The 19,073-nt window shown below is 59.0% G+C and carries 20 protein-coding genes; 6 read left to right on the top strand and 14 right to left on the bottom strand.

Annotated elements, in window-relative coordinates:
- Nucleotides 1-24: 24 nt before the first annotated feature.
- Genes purC through dapA form a run of 4 tightly spaced genes read right to left on the bottom strand, consistent with a single transcriptional unit; the run spans nucleotide 25 to nucleotide 3,538 of the window.
- Complete coding sequence (gene purC / locus AABM55_RS07555) at nucleotides 25-735, bottom strand: phosphoribosylaminoimidazolesuccinocarboxamide synthase (protein WP_019692525.1); 711 nt, start codon at nucleotides 733-735, stop codon at nucleotides 25-27.
- Between the two features lie 28 nt (nucleotides 736-763).
- Complete coding sequence (locus AABM55_RS07550; RefSeq protein WP_054596116.1) at nucleotides 764-1,522, bottom strand: MBL fold metallo-hydrolase; 759 nt, start codon at nucleotides 1,520-1,522, stop codon at nucleotides 764-766.
- A gap of 4 nt (nucleotides 1,523-1,526) precedes the next feature.
- Nucleotides 1,527-2,642 (bottom strand): outer membrane protein assembly factor BamC, encoded by a 1,116-nt coding sequence (gene bamC / locus AABM55_RS07545; protein WP_054596115.1) that lies wholly within the window; start codon nucleotides 2,640-2,642, stop codon nucleotides 1,527-1,529.
- 17 nt (nucleotides 2,643-2,659) lie between these two features.
- Complete coding sequence (gene dapA, locus AABM55_RS07540; RefSeq protein WP_054596114.1) at nucleotides 2,660-3,538, bottom strand: 4-hydroxy-tetrahydrodipicolinate synthase; 879 nt, start codon at nucleotides 3,536-3,538, stop codon at nucleotides 2,660-2,662.
- 329 nt (nucleotides 3,539-3,867) lie between these two features.
- Between dapA and AABM55_RS07535 the strand changes: the two genes are divergently transcribed.
- Together AABM55_RS07535 and AABM55_RS07530 are read left to right on the top strand one after the other, a co-directional pair.
- Nucleotides 3,868-4,428 carry a glycine cleavage system protein R gene (locus AABM55_RS07535; protein ID WP_019692529.1) on the top strand — a complete coding sequence of 187 codons (561 nt, stop codon included), beginning with the start codon at nucleotides 3,868-3,870 and terminating at the stop codon, nucleotides 4,426-4,428.
- A gap of 10 nt (nucleotides 4,429-4,438) precedes the next feature.
- The gene (locus AABM55_RS07530; RefSeq protein ID WP_347929227.1) at nucleotides 4,439-4,912 is read left to right on the top strand and encodes a peroxiredoxin; all 474 of its coding nucleotides are present in this window, start codon (nucleotides 4,439-4,441) and stop codon (nucleotides 4,910-4,912) included.
- Nucleotides 4,913-5,019: 107 nt separating this feature from the next.
- On the opposite strand, the gene AABM55_RS07525 is transcribed toward AABM55_RS07530, so the two are convergent.
- Both AABM55_RS07525 and AABM55_RS07520 read right to left on the bottom strand, forming a co-directional pair.
- Entirely contained in the window at nucleotides 5,020-6,090 is a 1,071-nt protein-coding gene (locus AABM55_RS07525; protein ID WP_347929226.1) for an AI-2E family transporter, read from the bottom strand.
- Nucleotides 6,091-6,121: 31 nt separating this feature from the next.
- Entirely contained in the window at nucleotides 6,122-6,361 is a 240-nt protein-coding gene (locus tag AABM55_RS07520; protein WP_054596111.1) for a sulfurtransferase TusA family protein, read from the bottom strand.
- Nucleotides 6,362-6,458: 97 nt separating this feature from the next.
- On the opposite strand from AABM55_RS07520, the gene AABM55_RS07515 reads away from it, so the two are divergent.
- Entirely contained in the window at nucleotides 6,459-7,892 is a 1,434-nt protein-coding gene (locus AABM55_RS07515; RefSeq protein ID WP_103319989.1) for a M48 family metalloprotease, read from the top strand.
- 64 nt (nucleotides 7,893-7,956) lie between these two features.
- On the opposite strand, the gene AABM55_RS07510 is transcribed toward AABM55_RS07515, so the two are convergent.
- From AABM55_RS07510 to rpoE, 4 genes are all read right to left on the bottom strand, one after another.
- Nucleotides 7,957-9,384, bottom strand: a complete 1,428-nt coding sequence (locus AABM55_RS07510) for a DegQ family serine endoprotease (protein WP_054596109.1) — start codon at nucleotides 9,382-9,384, stop codon at nucleotides 7,957-7,959.
- Nucleotides 9,385-9,632: 248 nt separating this feature from the next.
- Nucleotides 9,633-10,592 carry a MucB/RseB C-terminal domain-containing protein gene (locus AABM55_RS07505; RefSeq protein ID WP_054596108.1) on the bottom strand — a complete coding sequence of 320 codons (960 nt, stop codon included), beginning with the start codon at nucleotides 10,590-10,592 and terminating at the stop codon, nucleotides 9,633-9,635.
- Between the two features lie 8 nt (nucleotides 10,593-10,600).
- Nucleotides 10,601-11,188, bottom strand: a complete 588-nt coding sequence (locus AABM55_RS07500; protein ID WP_054596107.1) for a sigma-E factor negative regulatory protein — start codon at nucleotides 11,186-11,188, stop codon at nucleotides 10,601-10,603.
- Between the two features lie 31 nt (nucleotides 11,189-11,219).
- Nucleotides 11,220-11,801: an RNA polymerase sigma factor RpoE gene (gene rpoE, locus AABM55_RS07495; protein WP_019692537.1), complete on the bottom strand. Its 582-nt coding sequence runs from the start codon at nucleotides 11,799-11,801 to the stop codon at nucleotides 11,220-11,222.
- Nucleotides 11,802-12,358: 557 nt separating this feature from the next.
- On the opposite strand from rpoE, the gene nadB reads away from it, so the two are divergent.
- Nucleotides 12,359-13,975 (top strand): L-aspartate oxidase, encoded by a 1,617-nt coding sequence (gene nadB / locus AABM55_RS07490; protein ID WP_054596106.1) that lies wholly within the window; start codon nucleotides 12,359-12,361, stop codon nucleotides 13,973-13,975.
- On the opposite strand, the gene AABM55_RS07485 is transcribed toward nadB, so the two are convergent.
- Together AABM55_RS07485 and AABM55_RS07480 are read right to left on the bottom strand one after the other, a co-directional pair.
- Nucleotides 13,944-14,393: a protein YgfX gene (locus tag AABM55_RS07485; RefSeq protein ID WP_103319993.1), complete on the bottom strand. Its 450-nt coding sequence runs from the start codon at nucleotides 14,391-14,393 to the stop codon at nucleotides 13,944-13,946. The genes nadB and AABM55_RS07485 overlap by 32 nt on opposite strands.
- A gap of 146 nt (nucleotides 14,394-14,539) precedes the next feature.
- Nucleotides 14,540-14,794, bottom strand: coding sequence for a succinate dehydrogenase assembly factor 2 (locus tag AABM55_RS07480; RefSeq protein WP_019692540.1), 255 nt, complete (start codon nucleotides 14,792-14,794; stop codon nucleotides 14,540-14,542).
- Nucleotides 14,795-14,943: 149 nt separating this feature from the next.
- Here AABM55_RS07480 and AABM55_RS07475 point away from each other — a divergent pair, with 149 nt between their 5' ends.
- Together AABM55_RS07475 and AABM55_RS07470 are read left to right on the top strand one after the other, a co-directional pair.
- Nucleotides 14,944-15,885 (top strand): folate-binding protein YgfZ, encoded by a 942-nt coding sequence (locus AABM55_RS07475; protein WP_347929225.1) that lies wholly within the window; start codon nucleotides 14,944-14,946, stop codon nucleotides 15,883-15,885.
- Between the two features lie 36 nt (nucleotides 15,886-15,921).
- Nucleotides 15,922-16,743 carry an HDOD domain-containing protein gene (locus tag AABM55_RS07470; RefSeq protein ID WP_054596103.1) on the top strand — a complete coding sequence of 274 codons (822 nt, stop codon included), beginning with the start codon at nucleotides 15,922-15,924 and terminating at the stop codon, nucleotides 16,741-16,743.
- A gap of 196 nt (nucleotides 16,744-16,939) precedes the next feature.
- Here AABM55_RS07470 and AABM55_RS07465 read toward each other — a convergent pair whose 3' ends face one another.
- Together AABM55_RS07465 and AABM55_RS07460 are read right to left on the bottom strand one after the other, a co-directional pair.
- Complete coding sequence (locus AABM55_RS07465) at nucleotides 16,940-18,325, bottom strand: sensor histidine kinase (protein ID WP_103319998.1); 1,386 nt, start codon at nucleotides 18,323-18,325, stop codon at nucleotides 16,940-16,942.
- On the bottom strand, nucleotides 18,318-18,989 hold the full coding sequence (locus AABM55_RS07460; protein ID WP_019692544.1) for a response regulator: 672 nt from the start codon (nucleotides 18,987-18,989) through the stop codon (nucleotides 18,318-18,320). Before AABM55_RS07460 ends, AABM55_RS07465 begins: the two co-directional genes overlap by 8 nt.
- Nucleotides 18,990-19,073: the final 84 nt, after the last annotated feature.

The following is a 19,073-nucleotide window of genomic DNA, read 5'->3' as shown; positions in this document are numbered from 1 at the left end:
CGTGCTATCAGATGCTTGCGTCGATTACAGCGGTACGCCGAGGCGCTTGGCGACTTCTTCGTAGGCTTCGATGACGTCACCGAGGCCCTGACGGAAGCGGTCCTTGTCCATTTTCTTGCCGGTGGCCTTGTCCCACAGGCGGCAGCCGTCCGGGCTGAACTCGTCGCCGAGGACGATTTCACCGTGGAACACGCCGAATTCAAGCTTGAAGTCGACCAGCAGCAGGCCAGCATCGTCGAACAGTTTGCTCAGGACTTCGTTGACCTTGAGCGACAGTTCTTTCATGCGAACCAGTTGCTCGGCCTTGCCCCAACCGAATGCCACGACGTGGGATTCGTTGATGAACGGGTCGCCCTTGGCGTCGTCCTTCAGGAACAGTTCGAAGGTGTAAGGGTTGAGCTTCATGCCCTCTTCGACACCCAGACGCTTGACCAGGCTGCCGGCGGCGTAGTTACGCACGACGCACTCGACCGGGATCATGTCGAGCTTCTTCACCAGGCACTCGTTGTCGCCCAGCAGTTTGTCGAATTGGGTCGGCACGCCGGCTTCTTCGAGTTTCTGCATGATGAAGGCGTTGAACTTGTTGTTCACCATGCCTTTGCGGTCGAGCTGCTCGATGCGCTTGCCGTCGAACGCCGAGGTGTCGTTGCGAAACAGCAGGATCAAGCGGTCAGCGTCATCGGTCTTGTAAACCGATTTGGCTTTGCCGCGGTAGAGTTCTTCACGTTTTTCCATGATGGGCTCCGCTTGCTAAGTAGATGGGCTAGGCGATATGTCGCCAGTCGAGCCCTGAATCTTGATCGGCCAATTGCAGCCAGTCCGGGTCGCACCCAAGGGTGTCGACAAAACATTGCCGGGCCAGCTGCGGCAGGTTGTTCTTGCTGCTCAGATGGGCCAGTACCAGGTGTTGCAGGTCCTGCCAGCCCAACTCGGCCACCAGGCTTGCGGCCTGATGGTTGTTCAAATGTCCCAGTTCACCGCCTACCCGCTGCTTGAGAAAGTACGGGTAGTGACCGCGGGCCAGCAGGTCGCGGCAGTGATTGGATTCGATCATCAATGCATCGAGATCCCGATAACCGTCCAGCACCGTGGCGCAATACGAACCGAGGTCGGTCAGCAGGCCGAAACGCCGCGAACCGTCACTGAAGACGTACTGCGTCGGTTCCTGCGCATCGTGGGCCACGGCAATGACGCCGATACTCAGCCCGCCGATCTGCAACTGCTCACCACCGGCGATAAAGCCTGCCGGTTCAACCGGTTTGCGCATCCCGCGCAGGGTGCCACGACTCAGGTAGACAGGAAGATTGTAGCGCCGAGACAGCAAACCCACGCCATGCACGTGGTCGGCATGTTCGTGGGTCACCAGTATCGCGCTCAACTGCGTCGGGCTTACACCCAGGCGCAGCAGGCGTTTTTCGGTTTCACGCAAGGAGAAACCACAATCGACCAGGACGTACGTGTCATCACTGGCTATCAGCGTGCCATTCCCTTGGCTACCACTGCCGAGAACGGCGAAACGCATCTGATCAGCCCAGGTTGTCCTGAATCACGCCCAACACTTTGCGCGCCACTTCAGCCGGCGCAACGGTGTTGATGTTCTTCTCGACGGTCACTTGTACGTTCTCGCCAACCTTGCTCAGGCGAACCTGATAACGCTCGGCGCGGGCTTCAACTTCTTCCTTGCTCGGCGCACTGCCGAACAGGTTGCTGAAGAAACCTGGCTTCTGGTCTTTCTTCTCGGCTTTTTCGGAAAGGTTGATGTAGTACAGGCCCAGGCTGCGGTTGATGTCTTCAACGCGCCATTCACCCTTCTCCAGCGCGCGACCTACGCTCGACCAGGCGCGGTCAAGGTCGGTACCGACGTTGAGCACCGGGTTACCGCTGCCGTCTTCAGTCAGGCTGACACGGTTTGGCGTATCGAAATCACGCGAAGCGAGCATCGAGACCGAACCGCCCTTCTCCGACGTGCGGCTCATGCTGGCGAGCATGTCGTCGATCAGCGCAGCGTCCAGGCCAGTGTTGACCGAACGGTTGGTGAACGCGACATCGGCGGTGCTACCGGCAGGACGCTCGGCGCTGACCACATAGACTTCACTGGTGTTGCGCTGCACGCCTGGCTCGATGCGCACCCGCACGCGAGTCTGGCTGTCAGAACCAACGCCGGTACTGCTCAGGCGCTTGGCCATCGTCGCGGAAAGCTCGTCAGGACGCTGCCAGGCCGTGGTGAACTCGCCGGTTTGCGGGCGCTGCTGATCCAGACGGAAGCCGTTGTCCTGGAAGAACTGCACAGCCACTGGCCAGACTTCAGCCGGTGGATGCTGGGCCATGACCCAACGCGTATCGCCGCTTTTTTGCAGGCTGTAATCGCTGGCATCGGCAATCGCCGACAACGGCTGCGGACGAGGAACGACGTATTCGCCCTTGAACGTGTCATCGGCGACGTTGCGCGGAATCGGCAGCAACGGGTCCAGGCGCTTGGAGGTATGGACATCCGGCGGCAGTTGCATCGGTGCAGTCTGTTGCGCTTCCAGGTAATCGCTACCACGGTCACGGAAGTAACCTTCCGGGCCCCAGATCCATCCACAGCCACTGGTGCTGGAGATAATCAAGGCAAGTGCGGAAAGTCCGGCCATTCGCTTCATGCGTTGTACTTCCTCAATTAAACCAATACGCCGGACTGGCGCATGGCCTGTCGCAGCGGTTCGTGACAGGCTTCGCTGAGCCAGGTGAGCGGCAGACGGATACCGTCCGGCATCAAGCCCATTTCATGCAGCGCCCATTTCACGGGGATAGGGTTGGATTCGATAAACAGGGTTTTATTGAGCGGCATCAGCTTTTCGTGGATCGCGCGGGCTTTCACGGCATCACCGTTCAAGGCGGCGATGCACAGATCGCTCATGTCACGCGGCGCAACGTTGGCGGTCACCGAGATATTGCCTTTGCCGCCCAGCAGGATCAGCTCGACTGCGGTGGCGTCGTCACCGGAAATCACCAGGAAGTCCTTGCTGACACCGTCGAGGATGGCCTTGGCGCGCGAAAGATCGCCCGTGGCTTCCTTGATGCCGATGATGTTCTTCACGGTCGACAGGCGGATGACCGTCTCGGCCTGCATGTCGCACGCGGTACGACCCGGCACGTTGTAGAGGATCTGCGGGATGTCGACAGCTTCGGCGATGGTCTTGAAGTGCAGGTACAGGCCTTCTTGCGTCGGCTTGTTGTAGTACGGCGTTACCAGCAGGCACGCATCGGCGCCGGCGGTCTTCGCATTGGTGGTCAGTTCGATCGCTTCGCGCGTCGAATTGGCGCCTGTACCGGCGATTACCGGAATACGACCGTTGACCTGCTTGACCACGCGACGAATCACTTCGATGTGTTCGTTCACGTCAAGGGTCGCAGACTCACCTGTGGTGCCGACCGCCACAATGGCGTGGGTGCCGTTTTGCAGGTGAAAGTCCACCAGTTTGCTCAGGCTGTCCCAGTCAAGACGACCCTGTGCATCCATGGGTGTGACCAGTGCCACCATACTGCCCGCAATCATGCAACCGCTCCTGCCGGAAAAAGAGAACGGTAATGGTACTGGCGCCAAGATGCTTGTACAAGCGAAGTACTGCGCTCGCGCCATTCCCCTAAGCGCCGGTTTTCGCTACCCTTCAGACTTTGATCAGTACCGACAGGCTCGTACGCCGGGTTCCAGCCTCCACTTTCGGCCTCACAAGCCCCGATCCTGCGTTGCCGCCTACCCGATCTCGCCTCACTGGAGCTCGTCGCAACCATCTGGCTCGGGCTTTTTGATTTCGCATCCGGACGCCCACCCCGACGAATCGGCCCTTGATAAGTACCGACCGCTCATCGCTTTAGGAATGCTGCATGTCCACCCCCACAGTTCGCGAACAATTCCTTGTCATCAGTGCCCTTGGCGCCAACCCCATGGAGCTGACTAACGTCCTGTGCCGCGCCAGCCATGAAAACCGCTGTGCCGTGGTCACCTCTCGCCTGACCCGTCATGGCGAGTGCAGTGCGTTGGTCCTCGAGATTTCCGGTAGCTGGGACGCGCTGGCGCGCCTTGAAGGCAGCCTGTCGAGCCTCGCCAAAAAGCACGCCTTCACGGTCAACGTGGTGCGCAGCGCGGCGCTGGAAAACCGTCCACAGGCCCTGCCGTATGTCGCCTATGTCAGTTCGGCTTACCGCTCGGACATCATCAACGAGCTGTGCCAGTTCTTCATGGACCACAACGTCGAGCTGGAAAACCTGACCTGCGACACGTATCAGGCACCGCAAACCGGCGGCACCATGCTCAACGCCACATTTACCGTGACGCTACCGGCGGGCGTGCAGATCAGCTGGCTGCGCGATCAGTTCCTGGATTTTGCCGACGCGCTGAACCTGGACGCGCTGATCGAACCGTGGCGCCCACAGAACCCAATGTAAGGAAGCTCCCATGGCCGTTGCTATCGACCAACCTGTCGCCGATTTCGAAGCGCCTGCCACCAGCGGGCAGACCGTCAGCCTCGCGGCCCTCAAGGGCAAGCAAGTGGTGATCTACTTCTATCCCAAGGACAGCACGCCGGGTTGCACCACCGAAGGTCAGGGCTTTCGCGACCAGTATGCGCAGTTCACCGCGGCCAACACCGAAGTGTTCGGCGTATCGCGTGACAGCCTGAAATCCCACGAGAACTTCAAGTGCAAACAGGAGTTCCCGTTCGAGCTGATCAGCGACAAGGACGAAACCATCTGTCAGCTGTTCGACGTGATCAAGCTGAAAAAGCTCTATGGCAAGGAATACATGGGGGTTGATCGCAGCACTTTCCTGATCGACAAGAATGGCGTGCTGCGTCAGGAATGGCGTGCTGTGAAAGTGCCAGGGCATGTTGATGCGGTATTGGCTGCGGCCCAAGCCTTGAACAAAGCCTGAGTTATTTACGTTCTGCAGGAGCAGAGCTTGCTAGCGATGAACGATAACGCGGTGTGTCAGGTACACCGTCATCGCGGGCAAGCCTTGCTCCTGCAGGTCAGCGGTAATTACAACAACGGCGCGACTATCGGCTCCTTGCGCGGCCAGGCATCCAGCACTGCCTTGAACAGGGTAGCCAGCGGAATCGCGAAAAACACGCCCCAGAACCCCCACAGCCCGCCGAACAGCAGCACTGCGCAAATGATCGCCACCGGGTGCAGATTGACCGCCCCCGAAAACAGCAGCGGCACCAGCACATTGCCGTCCAGCACCTGAATGATCCCGTAGACCGCCATCAAGTAGATGAACTGATCGCTCCAGCCCCACTGGAACAATGCAATCAGCAGCACCGGCACGGTCACCACCACAGCCCCGACATACGGCACCACCACTGAAACACCGACCAACAGCGCCAGCAGCGCGGCGTAGTTGAGCCCCAGGGTAACGAAGCCGATGTAGGTCACCCCGCCGCAAATGACCATTTCCATGACCTTGCCGCGAATGTAATTGGCGATCTGCCGGTTCATTTCTTCGGCAACGCGGGTGATCAGTGCACGCTCACGCGGCAAATACCCGCGGACCCACTGGCCGATCATCACCCGGTCCTTGAGGAAGAAAAACACCAGGATCGGCACCAGCACCAGATAGATCATGATGTTCACCAGCAGTGGCAAGCTGGACAGCGAGAACGTCAACGCCCACTGACCGAACTTGCCAATCTCGCCACGCGCCACCTCGATGGCCTGCAGCACCTGTTGATCGGACACCAGATGCGGATAGCGCTTGGGCAGCAACAGCAGCAACGACTGCCATTTGGCGAGCATGCCCGGCAGTTCGTTGAACAAGGCAATCAGTTGATGCCAAAGCAACGGCAGCACCACGACCAGAAATAGCAGCAACATGCCCATGAACAACGCGAACACCAGCCCCACCGCGGCAGCACCTGGCAAATGCAGGCGTTCAAGGGTGCTGACCAGACCTTGCATCAGATACGCCAGCACCATCCCTGCCAATACTGGCGCGAGCATTCCACCCAGAGTCAGGACCGCGGTGAAGGCTAGAAAGAGCAGTACGGCCAGGACCACGGCCTCCTCATCGGAGAAGTAGCGCTGAATCCAGTCGCGTAACACTTTGAACATCGATATTCCTTAACAACGAACGCCGCAAAATTCAGGCTTTTTTCAGCCAGTAGCGATAAACGCCAGCTTCGTCTTCTTCATGAAGCAGCGTATGACCGGCCAAACGGGCAAAGGTGCGAAAGTCGCGTTGCGAGCCGGCATCGGTAGCGATGACCTTGAGTACCGCGCCGCTGGGCAGGCGATTGAGCTCCAGCTTGGCCTTGAGCAACGGCAATGGACAGTTCAACCCGCTGGCGTCCAGTTCGGCGTCATGCTCTACAGCGTCGGTCATTGCTTCACTCCGGATAGGTGATTGAGTGATCTAGAATATCTGGTCGCAACGCATGTGTCCGGCTACAGTAAGGTCTTTGTCGACTAAGGCTTCATGCATGACTTTTCTGCGCCCCACCCTGCTGACGCTCGCTTGCCTGCTAGCCTCACCGGGCTTTGCCGACGACCTGCCGTCACTTGGCGATGCCAGTTCTGCCATCGTATCGCCACAGCAGGAATACCAGTTGGGCCGCGCATGGCTGGCGATGCTGCGCAGCCAGGTGTCACAACTCAACGACCCACTGCTCAAGGATTACGTCGAAACCAGTGTCTATAAACTGGTGGAAACCAGCCAGGTGAATGACCGGCGCCTGGAGTTCATTCTGATCAACAGCCCGCAACTCAACGCCTTCGCCGCACCCGGCGGGATTGTCGGAGTCAACGGCGGCCTGTTTCTGAATGCCCAGACCGAAAGCGAATACGCTTCGGTACTCGCCCATGAATTGGCACACGTGTCGCAACGCCACTTTGCGCGCGGCGTCGAAGCTTCGCAACGTATGCAAATCCCGATGATGGCGGCCCTACTCGGCGGGATCATCGTGGCCGCGGCTGGCGCCGGCGACGCCGGTATCGCTGCCATCGCCAGCACCCAGGCAGCGGCCATTCAGGAGCAACTGCGCTTCTCCCGGGAGAAGGAGCAGGAAGCCGACCGTATCGGCATGCTCAACCTCGAGAAAGCCGGTTACGACCCGCGCTCGATGCCGACCATGTTCGAACGTCTGATGCGCCAGTACCGTTTCAATGCCAAACCGCCCGAATTCCTGCTGACTCACCCGGTCACCGAATCGCGGATCGCCGACACCCGCAACCGCGCCGAGCAGTTCAAACCGGGCGGCAAGGAAGACAGCCTGACGTATCAACTGATTCGCGCGCGCGTCCAGTTATTCTACGAAGACAGTCCGGGTCTTGCCGCTAAACGCTTTCGCGCCCAACTCGATGAAAACCCGAAAAGCGACGTAGCACGTTATGGCCTGGCCATCGCCCAGATCAAGGGCAGCCTGTTCAACGACGCCCGTGAGAACCTCAAGCAGTTGCTGGCCAAGTCGCCTGACGAAATCATCTACAACCTGGCGCAAGTCGATCTGGACATCGCCAACAGTCGCCTGCCGGATGCACAGACGCGGGTCGACCGGATGCTCGTGCAGTACCCGCGCAACTATCCGCTGAATCAGGTGCGGGTCGACTTGCTGCTCAAGCAGAACCGCCCGGCTGACGCCGAGAAAGCCCTTGAAGCCTTGCTCAAGAACCGCCCGAACGATCCGGACGTCTGGTACATGGTGGCCGAGACTCGTGGCCAGTCCGGCAACATCATTGGCCTGCATCAAGCCCGCGCCGAGTACTTCGCACTGATCGGCGACTACCGCCAGGCGATCCAGCAACTGGACTTCGCCAAACGTCGCGCGGGCACCAACTTCCCACTGTCGTCACGCATCGATGCGCGTCAACGGGAGCTGATGGAGCAAGAGCGCCTGGTCAAGGACATGATGGGCTGAGGTTTCTTTGCCCCATAAAAAAACGCCTCTTTCGAGGCGTTTTTTTATTCAGTGACTAACCGGCTTACTCGACCAGTTTGAAGGTAATGAAGCTGGCACGCCCCTGACGCAAGACCCGCATCGATACAGAGCGGTTCTTTGGCAGCGCTTGGGCGATTTCCGTGAACTCCTTGGCAGAACCAATCGCCTGATTGTTCAAATGAGTAATCACGTCGCCCGGCTGCAGGCCGATCAGGGCGGCAGGACCTTCCTGAACATCCTTGATCACCACGCCGCCTTTGAGATCGAAGGCTTTCTTCTGCTCATCGCTCAAATCGGCCACAGATACACCCAGTCGATTGCTGCTGCGCTCGACACCAGGCTTGGCAAGGGCATCGAGCTCTTTGCCTTCCTCTGGAATCGCACCAACCGTCAGATCGACATTTTTACGCTTGCCGTCACGAATCACTTCAAGCTTGGCTTTCTCGCCCGCCTTGAGCGCACCTACCAGATGCGGCAGATCCGCTGACATGATGATCGGCTGACCGTTCATGCTCAAGATCACGTCACCGACCTGCAAACCACCCTTGGCAGCCGGACCACCCTCCTGGATCTGCGCCACCAGCGCACCGGCCGGTTTCTCCAGACCAAAGGACTCGGCGAGATCCTTGCTCACTTCCTGAATGACCACACCCAACCAGCCTCGGCTGACTTTGCCACCGCTTTTCAGCTGATTGGAAACATCCATGGCGACATCGATCGGGATCGCAAACGACACACCCATGAAACCACCGGAACGGGTGTAGATCTGCGAGTTGATCCCTACCACTTCGCCCGCGAGGTTGAACAACGGACCACCCGAGTTACCCGGGTTGATCGGCACGTCCGTCTGGATGAACGGCACATAGTTTTCGTTCGGCAGGCTGCGGCCAATGGCACTGACGATGCCTTGGGTCACCGTGTGGTCAAAGCCAAACGGCGAACCGATGGCAACAACCCACTGCCCGGCTTTCAGATCCTGGGATTTACCCAATTTGAGCACCGGCAGACCTTTGCCCTCGACCTTCAGCAACGCCACATCGGAACGTGGGTCAGTGCCGATCAACTTGGCTTTCAGTTCACTGCGATCGGCAAGACGCACGATGATTTCATCAGCATCGGCGATCACATGGTTGTTGGTCAGAATGTAGCCATCAGGCGAGATGATGAACCCCGAACCCAGGGATTGCGCTTCACGCTGGCGACCACGAGGCGCACGCTGCTGTGGCGGCATGCCACGCTCAAGAAACTCGCGCAGCGCCGGCGGCAGGCCTTCCAGATCCGGAAGATCCTGATTGGAGACCTTACGGTCCGGCAATTTCTGCGTGGTACTGATGTTCACCACCGCAGGCGAGGCTTGCTCGACCAGCTGCGTGAAGTCAGGCAGCTCGGCCGCCTGGGCACTGACGGCCTGACCGAGTACCAATACAGCGGCAAAAATGGAGAGGTAGGATTTCAAACGTGGTATCGACATACGGCTCCCGTTACGACGAGCATGGTTAAGCGATATGGAGCAAGGAATACCGGGAAACATACACCGGTACTTTTGTTCCGGGAACAACAAACAAGGCCAGAGCCGTGGGGCTCTGACCTATAGAAAATTTTTGGGGATTTTGCAAATAGAAATGCTCACCAAACATTTCAACATCTCAATTGTGCAATGGACAATTGCTGACCTCTTTCACAACCATCCGACTGTCCGATGAGCATCATCGGATCAGCTCACTGCTTGGCCGCAGTGGTATTGGCACGCATGGAGAGTGCAATGCGCTCAGCGGTGCCGATCGGAATTTCGCCGACTACAGTGACCATCATCTCGCCTTCAGGCGTGGTCAGACGTCGCGAAACCGCAACGGTCGGGCCTAACTGAGTACGTGTATCGGTAACCACCGCGCCATTCAGTGGCTCGAGGAACACCGAAAAACGCGCCAGGCCATCGTCATACATCAAGCTGCTGATCTGGACCTTGGTCTGCGGATCCTGGCGTGCACTACTGCTACTGAGCTCGAAGCCAGGTGGCAACCAGTCGGAATGCCATACCTGAGCGGTTTTCACCGCTAATGCCTTGTCGCTGTCGAGCGTCACAGCCTTGCACTCGGAAGTGGCTTGCAGGTCACGCTCAGTCGGCATGTCAGCCGTATCCAGTCGAGTAAACTGGAAACGCTCCAGCAACTGCCCCTTGTCATTCAACAGCAATGACTTCAACGGCAAGCCGGTTTCGCGGTCCAGGTGCAATTCAAAGCCATAACGATGCTGATCACGCGGCGTCAATGAAACGATGACCGCCGGGCGCCCAGCCACGCGCGACTTGCCGATGACGGCAAGATCGTACCAATTCTTGAGCTTTTGAGGATCGAGCGCACGAGCAGAAGAGTCGGGAGTATCCCCCAGCCCCGCCACCAGGCTGCCGCTGACGCATTGAGTATGCCCATCAATGCGTACGACTTCCTGAGCAGAACCGTCAAGCTGAAGTAAACGCTCGCGGACTTTGCCATCCTGGACACGATGCCAGATGTTGTGGGTAGAAAAACTACCGTTACGCTCGTAGACGAAAGTGCCTTGGAAACTTTGCTGTTGTTCGGCTTGGCTCAGGCGGGTCAACCAGTCCTGAGCCTCATCGGCATAGGCTGGAACAACAAACCAGCCAGTCACCAGCAGCGTAAGTAGAGGGATGGCGCGCATGATCCTCCTTAACGGTTTTCCAGGCTTGCCGCACGAGCGTAAGGCAAAGCACTTTCAGTGCCTTTCAGTGCAGCTTGTTGAGCATGTTGGCGCAAGTAGCCTGGCAGACGCTGATCATGCCAGCCCGGCTGACCTTGCAATACGCCGTTGGCCATAGGACCAGTGGCTTCCGAACTCTCATTGTAGCCTGCCAAAACGGCTGGGCCTTTTACTTGAGGAACGGCCAGACCCGGTTGAGTGGAGTGCTGGGCCAATTCGACACCGGCGATCTCATCCTGGTTGTACAGACGCACGCCAGCCAGAACAGCAAGGGTCACCGATGCGGCCACTGCCAGACGGCCCACGGTACGCCATGGACCACGAGTGGTCTTAACCGGTACGGCTTCGTCAGCCAGGGCAGCAGAAACGGCCGAAGCAAGATCCAGACGAGGGATCAGCAGGTCCTTGTGCATGACTGCCCGAGCGACTTGGTAACGGGCCCAGGTCTCGCGGGTTTCAACATCGTCAAAGGCATTTAGTACCCGACGCAATTCCAGTTCGTCCGCTTCGTTATCCATCACTGCGGACAGCGATTCCTGCAGGGCTTCACGACTCATGGCGGTTCCTCTCTTGGCTGTCGCCGCTGTCTCAGCTTTCCTGCAACAACGGCTGCAGGGCTTTATCGATGGCTTCCCGAGCGCGGAAAATCCGGGAGCGCACGGTACCCACCGGACACTGCATGACGCTCGCAATGTCCTCGTAACTCAGACCATCGAATTCACGTAAAGTTAACGCCGTACGTAAATCTTCTGGCAGTTGCTGGATGGTTCGATGGACGGTGCCTTCGATCTCATCACGCAGCAATGCACGTTCCGGCGACTCGAGATCCTTGAGGCCATGATCGCCATCGTAGAACTCTGCATCCTCTGAACTGACATCGCTATCCGGCGGCCGACGGCCGCGTGAAACCAGATAGTTTTTCGCCGTGTTGATGGCGATGCGGTAAAGCCACGTATAAAACGCGCTGTCGCCGCGAAAATTTCCAAGTGCACGGTAGGCCTTGATAAAGGCTTCTTGTGCGACATCCTGGGCTTCATGGGTGTCGTGCACGAAACGCACGATCAACCCGAGAATTTTGTGCTGGTATTTCAGCACTAGCAGATCGAAAGCGCGCTTATCGCCGCGTTGTACGCGCTCGACCAGCTGCTGATCCTCTTCCTGGGTTAGCATGAACACTCCTCGATAAGCTCGGAGGAGGCTTGCATAACTAATCGATCAGGCTTGCAAACATAGACTCGGGCTTTTCGCAAAAGTTCTCCCCCTCCAAGCAAGTTTCCTGCGCGCTCTGATTTGGCACACACGAAAGACGCAGCACGGGCTGGGCCGGCTGCGCGAATAATCTTTTCGTCGAATCCACCCGCAATGACCAAAACACAAATCCTGCGTGAAGCCGACGCTGTTCCTTGTTTCAGGCAACCTTCTATTGAGCTTGGACGCCTTGCAAAGTTCCCAAGCTTTATAGTCGCGCGAGACGAATAATGTATGACCACGCGGCGAAAAACAGCGCTTCATCGGCGATCAGGCTGTCTTATCGTCGATCCCGCGTGTAAATTGCCCTACACGGCCCTCTACCTTTTCCGTCACAGTAGTTTCACATTGCCACGTAGGCCCGACTATTGTGCCGATCCACCCCTCTATATACTAGTGCGCTGTGTGGCTGTCTCGACTCGCCGATTCAGGTGTCTTGCGCCAACCCCGACCCGGGTCGCTTTGAGCGGAATCCTGAAATGAGCCAACAGTTTCAACACGATGTTCTGGTGATTGGCAGCGGCGCTGCCGGTTTGAGTCTGGCATTGACCTTGCCCGATCATTTGCGCATTGCCGTACTGAGCAAAGGCAACCTCGCCAACGGTTCGACGTACTGGGCCCAGGGTGGTGTCGCTGCCGTGCTGGATGACACCGATACCGTTGAATCCCACGTCGATGACACGCTCAACGCTGGCGGGGGCCTGTGCCACGAAGACGCCGTGCGTTTTACCGTCGAGCATAGCCGCGAAGCCATTCAATGGTTGATCGATCAGGGCGTACCATTCACCCGCGATGAACAGTCCGGCACTGAAGACGGCGGTTTCGAGTTTCACCTGACCCGCGAAGGCGGTCACAGCCATCGGCGCATTATTCATGCCGCCGACGCCACAGGCGCCGCGATTTTCAATACGTTGCTTGATCAAGCACGGCAACGGCCGAACATCGAGTTGCTGGAGCAACGGGTCGCCGTTGATCTGATCACCGAAAAACGCCTGGGCCTGGAAGGTGATCGCTGCCTTGGCGCCTATGTGCTCAATCGCGGCACTGGCGAAGTCGATACCTATGGCGCGCGGTTCGTGATCCTCGCCTCCGGCGGAGCCGCGAAAGTCTACCTCTATACCAGCAACCCGGATGGCGCCTGCGGCGACGGCATTGCCATGGCCTGGCGTTCGGGCTGCCGGGTGGCGAATCTGGAGTTCAACCAGTTCCACCCCACCTGCCTCTACCACCCACAAGCCAAAAGCTTCCTGATTACCGAAGCCCTGCGCGGTGAAGGCGCACATTTGAAACTGCCGAACGGCGAACGCTTCATGCCGCGTTTTGACCCGCGTGCCGAGCTGGCGCCACGGGACATCGTTGCCCGGGCAATCGACCATGAAATGAAGCGCCTGGGTATCGACTGCGTCTATCTGGACATCAGCCACAAACCTGCATCTTTCATCAAGTCGCACTTCCCGACGGTGTACGAACGCTGCCTGGAATTCTCCATCGACATCACCAAGCAGCCGATCCCGGTGGTTCCGGCTGCGCACTATACCTGCGGTGGTGTCATGGTCGACCAACACGGTCGTACCGACGTGCCAGGCCTGTATGCGATTGGCGAAACCAGCTTCACCGGCCTGCACGGCGCCAACCGCATGGCCAGCAACTCGCTGCTGGAGTGTTTCGTCTATGCCCGTTCGGCGGCAGCAGACATTCTTGAACAACTGCCTCAAGTCGAGATTCCGAGCACCCTGCCCGCCTGGGACGCCAGCCAGGTCACCGACTCTGACGAAGACGTGATCATTGCGCACAACTGGGATGAGCTTCGGCGGTTCATGTGGGACTACGTGGGCATCGTGCGCACCAACAAACGCCTGCAACGCGCCCAGCATCGCGTGCGCCTGCTGCTGGACGAGATCGACGAGTTCTATAGCAACTACAAGGTCAGCCGGGATTTGATCGAACTGCGTAATCTGGCCCAGGTGGCAGAACTGATGATTCGCTCAGCCATGGAGCGCAAGGAAAGTCGCGGCCTGCATTACACCCTCGATTACCCGAACATGCTGCCAGAAGCACTGGACACTATTCTGGTGCCGCCCACCTACGCCGACTGAACTTGAGCCGGACCCGCAGGCGTCGGTGAACATCCGCCGCCTGCGCATCACGCGGCACACAGATCGCCCGGACCCGCCGCTCGCCGCGCAGACGAAAACGCAACACGACGACCAACGGTAGCGCCAGGCTGTCTGGACGTAATTGCACAGCTTGCCAACCCGACGCCTGATTCCACAATTGCCAACCATCGGCGTCCCGGCGCAAGCCGCGAAATGCCTGCGGGTGCGTCAGCAGAATCTGTCGCGGCAACACCCAAAAACCGTGAACCGCGCACAGCGCAATGCCGAGCAAGCTGGCCCATAGCGGCATAGAGAGCAGCAACAGCGAACCCAGCGCGAACAGCTGGGCGAGAAGATAAGCCGCCAGCAATTGCCGCGAGGCATGCCAGCGGCACTCAAACTGGGTGTCCTTTCTCACAGTTACGTTTCTCTTTTGGCGAGTGGCTATTGTTGCCAGGCAAGGCGCCGCGACGAGTCATAGCCCGCTATGGCGAGGAGCGGCAACGCGGCATGGCGACAACAGACGCCGTCAAAAAGAAACAGTCACTGTGAGACAGGACACTCTCACTTGGGTTGGACACGGTCCAGAATCATGCGAACCATGCGCTGCAGCTCAGGGTCTTCCGACTCGGCGCGTTCCATGAACCAGCCGAACATGTCCTGATCTTCGCATTCGAGCAGTTTGCGGTAGCACTCGCGATCGACATCGTTGAGGTGCGGATAAACCTCTTTGACAAACGGCACGAGCAACACGTCAAGCTCGAGCATGCCGCGGCGGCTGTGCCAGTAGAGGCGATTCAGTTCAACATCTTCGACCATGGAGCGCTCCTCAAATAGAGCGCAAGTATACAGCCCCAATCCCCGTCGAACAGTCGGCTTTGGTCGGGCACGTTCGAACCTTTGTGAACTACCCATTTCAAGGGCGCCCCCTTATGATGTGCTCCAGACTCTTTACCCTGCGATGACCCATGGCTGATTCTGCTTTTTTCTGCACCTTGTCCCATGAAGGCGTACTCGCCGTTCGCGGCTCCGACGCCAGCAAGTTCCTTCAGGGACAATTGACCTGCAACCTCAATTACCTGAGCGACACCCACGCCAGCCTCGGTGCACGCTGCACCCAAAAAGGCCGCATGCAGTCGAGTTTTCGCATCCTGCTGGAAGGTGATGGGGTCCTGTTGGCGATGGCCAGCGAGTTGCTGGAGCCACAGTTGGCGGACCTGAAAAAGTACGCGGTGTTCTCCAAATCCAAGCTGACCGACGAAAGCGCTGACTGGGTTCGCTTTGGCCTGCAGCACTCGGAAGCCGTCCTGTCCGGCCTGGGCCTGGCGCTTCCCCGGGAAGACGGCGCAGTTGCCCGCGCAGGCGGTCTGATTGCCATTCGAGTGTCATCCGATCGCGTCGAACTCTGGGCGGCGGCCAGTCAGGCCGGCACCTTGCGCAACTCGCTGGCCGCATTGCTGCCTGAAGGCGACCTGAACCAGTGGCTGCTCGGGCAGATCCGCGCCGGCATCGGCCAGGTCATGCCGCAAACCCGCGAGCTGTTCATTCCGCAAATGCTCAACCTGCAAGCGGTAGGCGGCGTGAGCTTCAAGAAAGGTTGCTACACCGGCCAGGAAATCGTCGCGCGCATGCAGTACCTGGGCAAGCTCAAGCGTCGGCTGTATCGCCTGCAACTCGACGCCACCGAGCTGCCCGAGCCAGGCACCGCACTGTTTTCCCCAACCCACGGCAGCTCCATCGGTGAAGTGGTGATTGCCGCTCATGCCGAACAGAACATCGAGCTGTTGGCGGTGCTGCAAGCCGAAGCCGCGGACAGTGGCGACGTGCATCTTGGCGCCCTGGAGGGCCCGGCCCTGCACCTGCTCGACCTGCCTTACCAACTGGATCGTGACCTCGAGATCCAGCGTTAATTGCAGCATTTTTTTGCAATACCCTAGAGAAACTAAATGAGCGAGCTGGCGGAAAAGGTCCAACAGGATTTGGTTGAGGCCATCGATAACGATGACCTGGTTCTGCCAACGTTACCGGAAGTGGCCCTGCAGATTCGCAAGGCCGCCGAAGACCCGGAAATCAGCGTCGCCGACCTGAGCAAAGTCATCGGCCGCGACACCGCGTTGTCCGCGCGGCTGATCAAAGTGGTCAACAGTCCGTTGCTGCGTGCGGCTCAGGAAGTGACAGACCTGCACACGGCAATCACCCGACTGGGCATCAATTACAGCAGCAACCTGGCTATCGGTCTGGTCATGGAACAGATTTTCCACGCCCGCTCCGAGGTGGTGGAACAGAAGATGCGCGAAGTCTGGCGCAAGAGCCTGGAAATCGCCGGTGTCAGCTATGCACTGTGCCGCACTCATACCCAATTGAAACCGGATCAGGCGGCCCTTGGCGGGCTGGTGCATCAGATCGGCGTGCTGCCAATTCTGACCTATGCCGAAGACCACTACGAGCTGCTGTCAGATCCGGTCAGCCTCAACCATGTGATCGAACACATTCATCCGCTGCTCGGTGACAAGCTGCTGCAGGTCTGGGAGTTTCCGGAAATGCTGGTGAAACTGCCGGGGCTGTATCTGGACTTCAAGCGTCAGTCCGAGCAGGTCGATTATGTCGATCTGGTGCAGATCGCCAGCCTGTATTGCCACAAGGACACCGATCATCCGTTGTCCAGAATTGACGTGCTCAACGTGCCGGCGTTCAAGAAACTGGGGATTGATCCGGAGAACACGGCAATGTGCAGCGATCTGGATGAGTCACGATCGATGTTTTATTGATCACTGCAGAGGGGCGTCTGTGGCGAGGGGGCTTGCCCCCGCTGGAGCGCGAAGCGGTCCCAAGATGGTCACCGCGTTTTATCTGAATCAACGACTCAGCCGATTTTACGACTGCTTCGCAGCCGAACGGGGCGGTGCGGCGTTCCGACAAGCCCCCTCGCCACAGGTGTTGTGTTTCGCTCGCAGGTAATCAGCCCTACCCGGCGATAAAACTGACCCGAACCTTCAACCCACGTTGCGCGCCATCGTGCAGGCTGATCTGGGCCAGATGGGCGCGGCAGATTTCACCGACAATCGCCAGGCCCAGGCCTGAACCCGCCACCTGCTGATTACGCCGGTAGAAGCGTTCAAACACCCGGTCGCGCTCCTCAAGCGGAATCCCCGGCCCATCATCCTCGACCTCCAGCACCGCGGGCGCACTGACGCGCAAGATCACGTTGCCGCCGGGGGGCGTGTGAGCCAAGGCGTTATCCACCAGATTGCTCAGCAGTTCATTCAACAGCGTTGGTTCGCCGCGCAGCCACACCGGTTCCTCAGCCTCCAACGCCAACGCGACGCCCCGCGCGTGGGCCAACGGCGCCATGGCCATGCCCAGTTCACGAGCCAGCTGACTCAAATCGAGCAACTGCGCCCCACCCTCGGCAATCGCCCGCGCACCGTTCTCGACGCGTGCAAGCGAGAGCAATTGATTCGCCAGATGAGTCAGCCGATCGGTGCCCTGAGCGGCGCTCTCCAACGTATTTCGCCAGATTTGCGGCTCGCCCGCCCGCAGTCCTAATTCGAGCCTTGCTTTAAGAGCCGCCAACGGCGTTCGCAACTCATGGGCGGCATCGGCGATGAACTGCGCCTGACGCTCGAACTGCCCGCGCAAGCGCTCGGTAAAGTGGTTAAGCGCGCGTACCAGCGGCCACAATTCACGCTGCACTTCTACCAGTGGCAAAGGCCGAAGGTCATCCGATTGCCGCTCCTCCACCACCGTGCGCAAACGCTCGATTGGGCGCAGTGCTGCGCTCACCGCAAACCACACCAACAGCAACGCCCCCACTGCCAGCAGGCCCAGACGCAGCAAGGTATCGGTCATCAGGCTGCGAGCCATGCGGACGCGGGCCTCGTCGGTTTCCGCTACGCGGATTTCCGCCATGCCATTCATGTTCGGTTCGGTCACCGGCTTGAGCAGGCTCACTACCCTCACGTTCTGCCCTTGGTAAATGGCGTCATAAAACCGCGCCAGCGCTGGATAATCGTCGGTTCGCGGCGTGCCTGGCGGTGGTCCGGGCAGGTTTTCGTAACCGGAAATCAGCTGCTGATGGATGTCGTTGACCTGGTAGTAAATGCGTCCGGCGCTGTCGTAGGCGAATGTATCCAGCGCCACGTAAGGCACATCGGCGCTGAGGCTGCCATCGCGCTGGGAAAGCCCGGCGGCGATGGTTCGCGCCGAGGCCAGCAAGGTCCGGTCATACGCCGTGTCGGCCGCTTCGCGACCATTCCAGTAGGCACTCAAACCGCTGGCGATCATCAGCACCACCAGCAGCAGTGCGAGGTTCCACAGTAGCCGCCAGCGCAGACTGCCAGGCTTATGCATCGCGGGCTTCCAGCAGGTAACCGAGCCCCCTGAAGGTCACAATTGCGACTGCATGGCCGTCGAGTTTCTTGCGCAAACGGTGGACGTAGATTTCGATGGCGTCAGGGCTGGCCTCTTCGTCCAGACCAAACACCTGGGAGGCCAACTGCTCCTTGCTCATCACCCGCCCAGGGCGCGCGATCAACGCCTCGAGCACCGCTTGCTCACGGGAAGTCAGGGTCAGCAGCTCATCGCCGAGGGTGAAGCGCCGAGTGTCCAGGTCATACACCAACACACCACAACGTTGCTGACGCTCGCCGCCGAGTACGCTGCGCCGCAACAGCGCCTTGACCCGCGCTTCCAGCTCGGTCAGTTCAAAGGGTTTGGCCAGGTAGTCATCGGCGCCAAGGTTGAGCCCGTGAACCCGGTCCTTGACGTCGCTGCGGGCCGTCAGCATCAGCACTGGCAAGTTCTTACCACGGCTGCGCAAACGCGCCAGCACCTCGAAACCATCCATGCGCGGCAGGCCGACATCAAGGATCGCCACCGCGTACTCCTCGCTGTTCAAGGCCAGGTCGGCAGCTACCCCATCGTGCAGCACATCGACGGTCAAACCGGTGCTCTTGAGCGCTTGGGCGACACTTTCGGCCAACTGCAGATGGTCTTCGACGAGAAGAACACGCATGGTTTTTTACCTCGTTCGGGGATGGTCGACGCCATTCTTTGGCGCGGAGTTTACAGCCGCATCCGCCTCTGTGAAGACCGAAAA

The sequence above is a fragment of the Pseudomonas helvetica genome (genome assembly GCF_039908645.1).
In the GTDB taxonomy this organism is placed as follows: domain Bacteria; phylum Pseudomonadota; class Gammaproteobacteria; order Pseudomonadales; family Pseudomonadaceae; genus Aquipseudomonas; species Aquipseudomonas helvetica.
The sequence above is the reverse complement of the archived record's forward strand: the minus strand, read 5'-3'. Positions and strand labels throughout refer to the sequence as shown.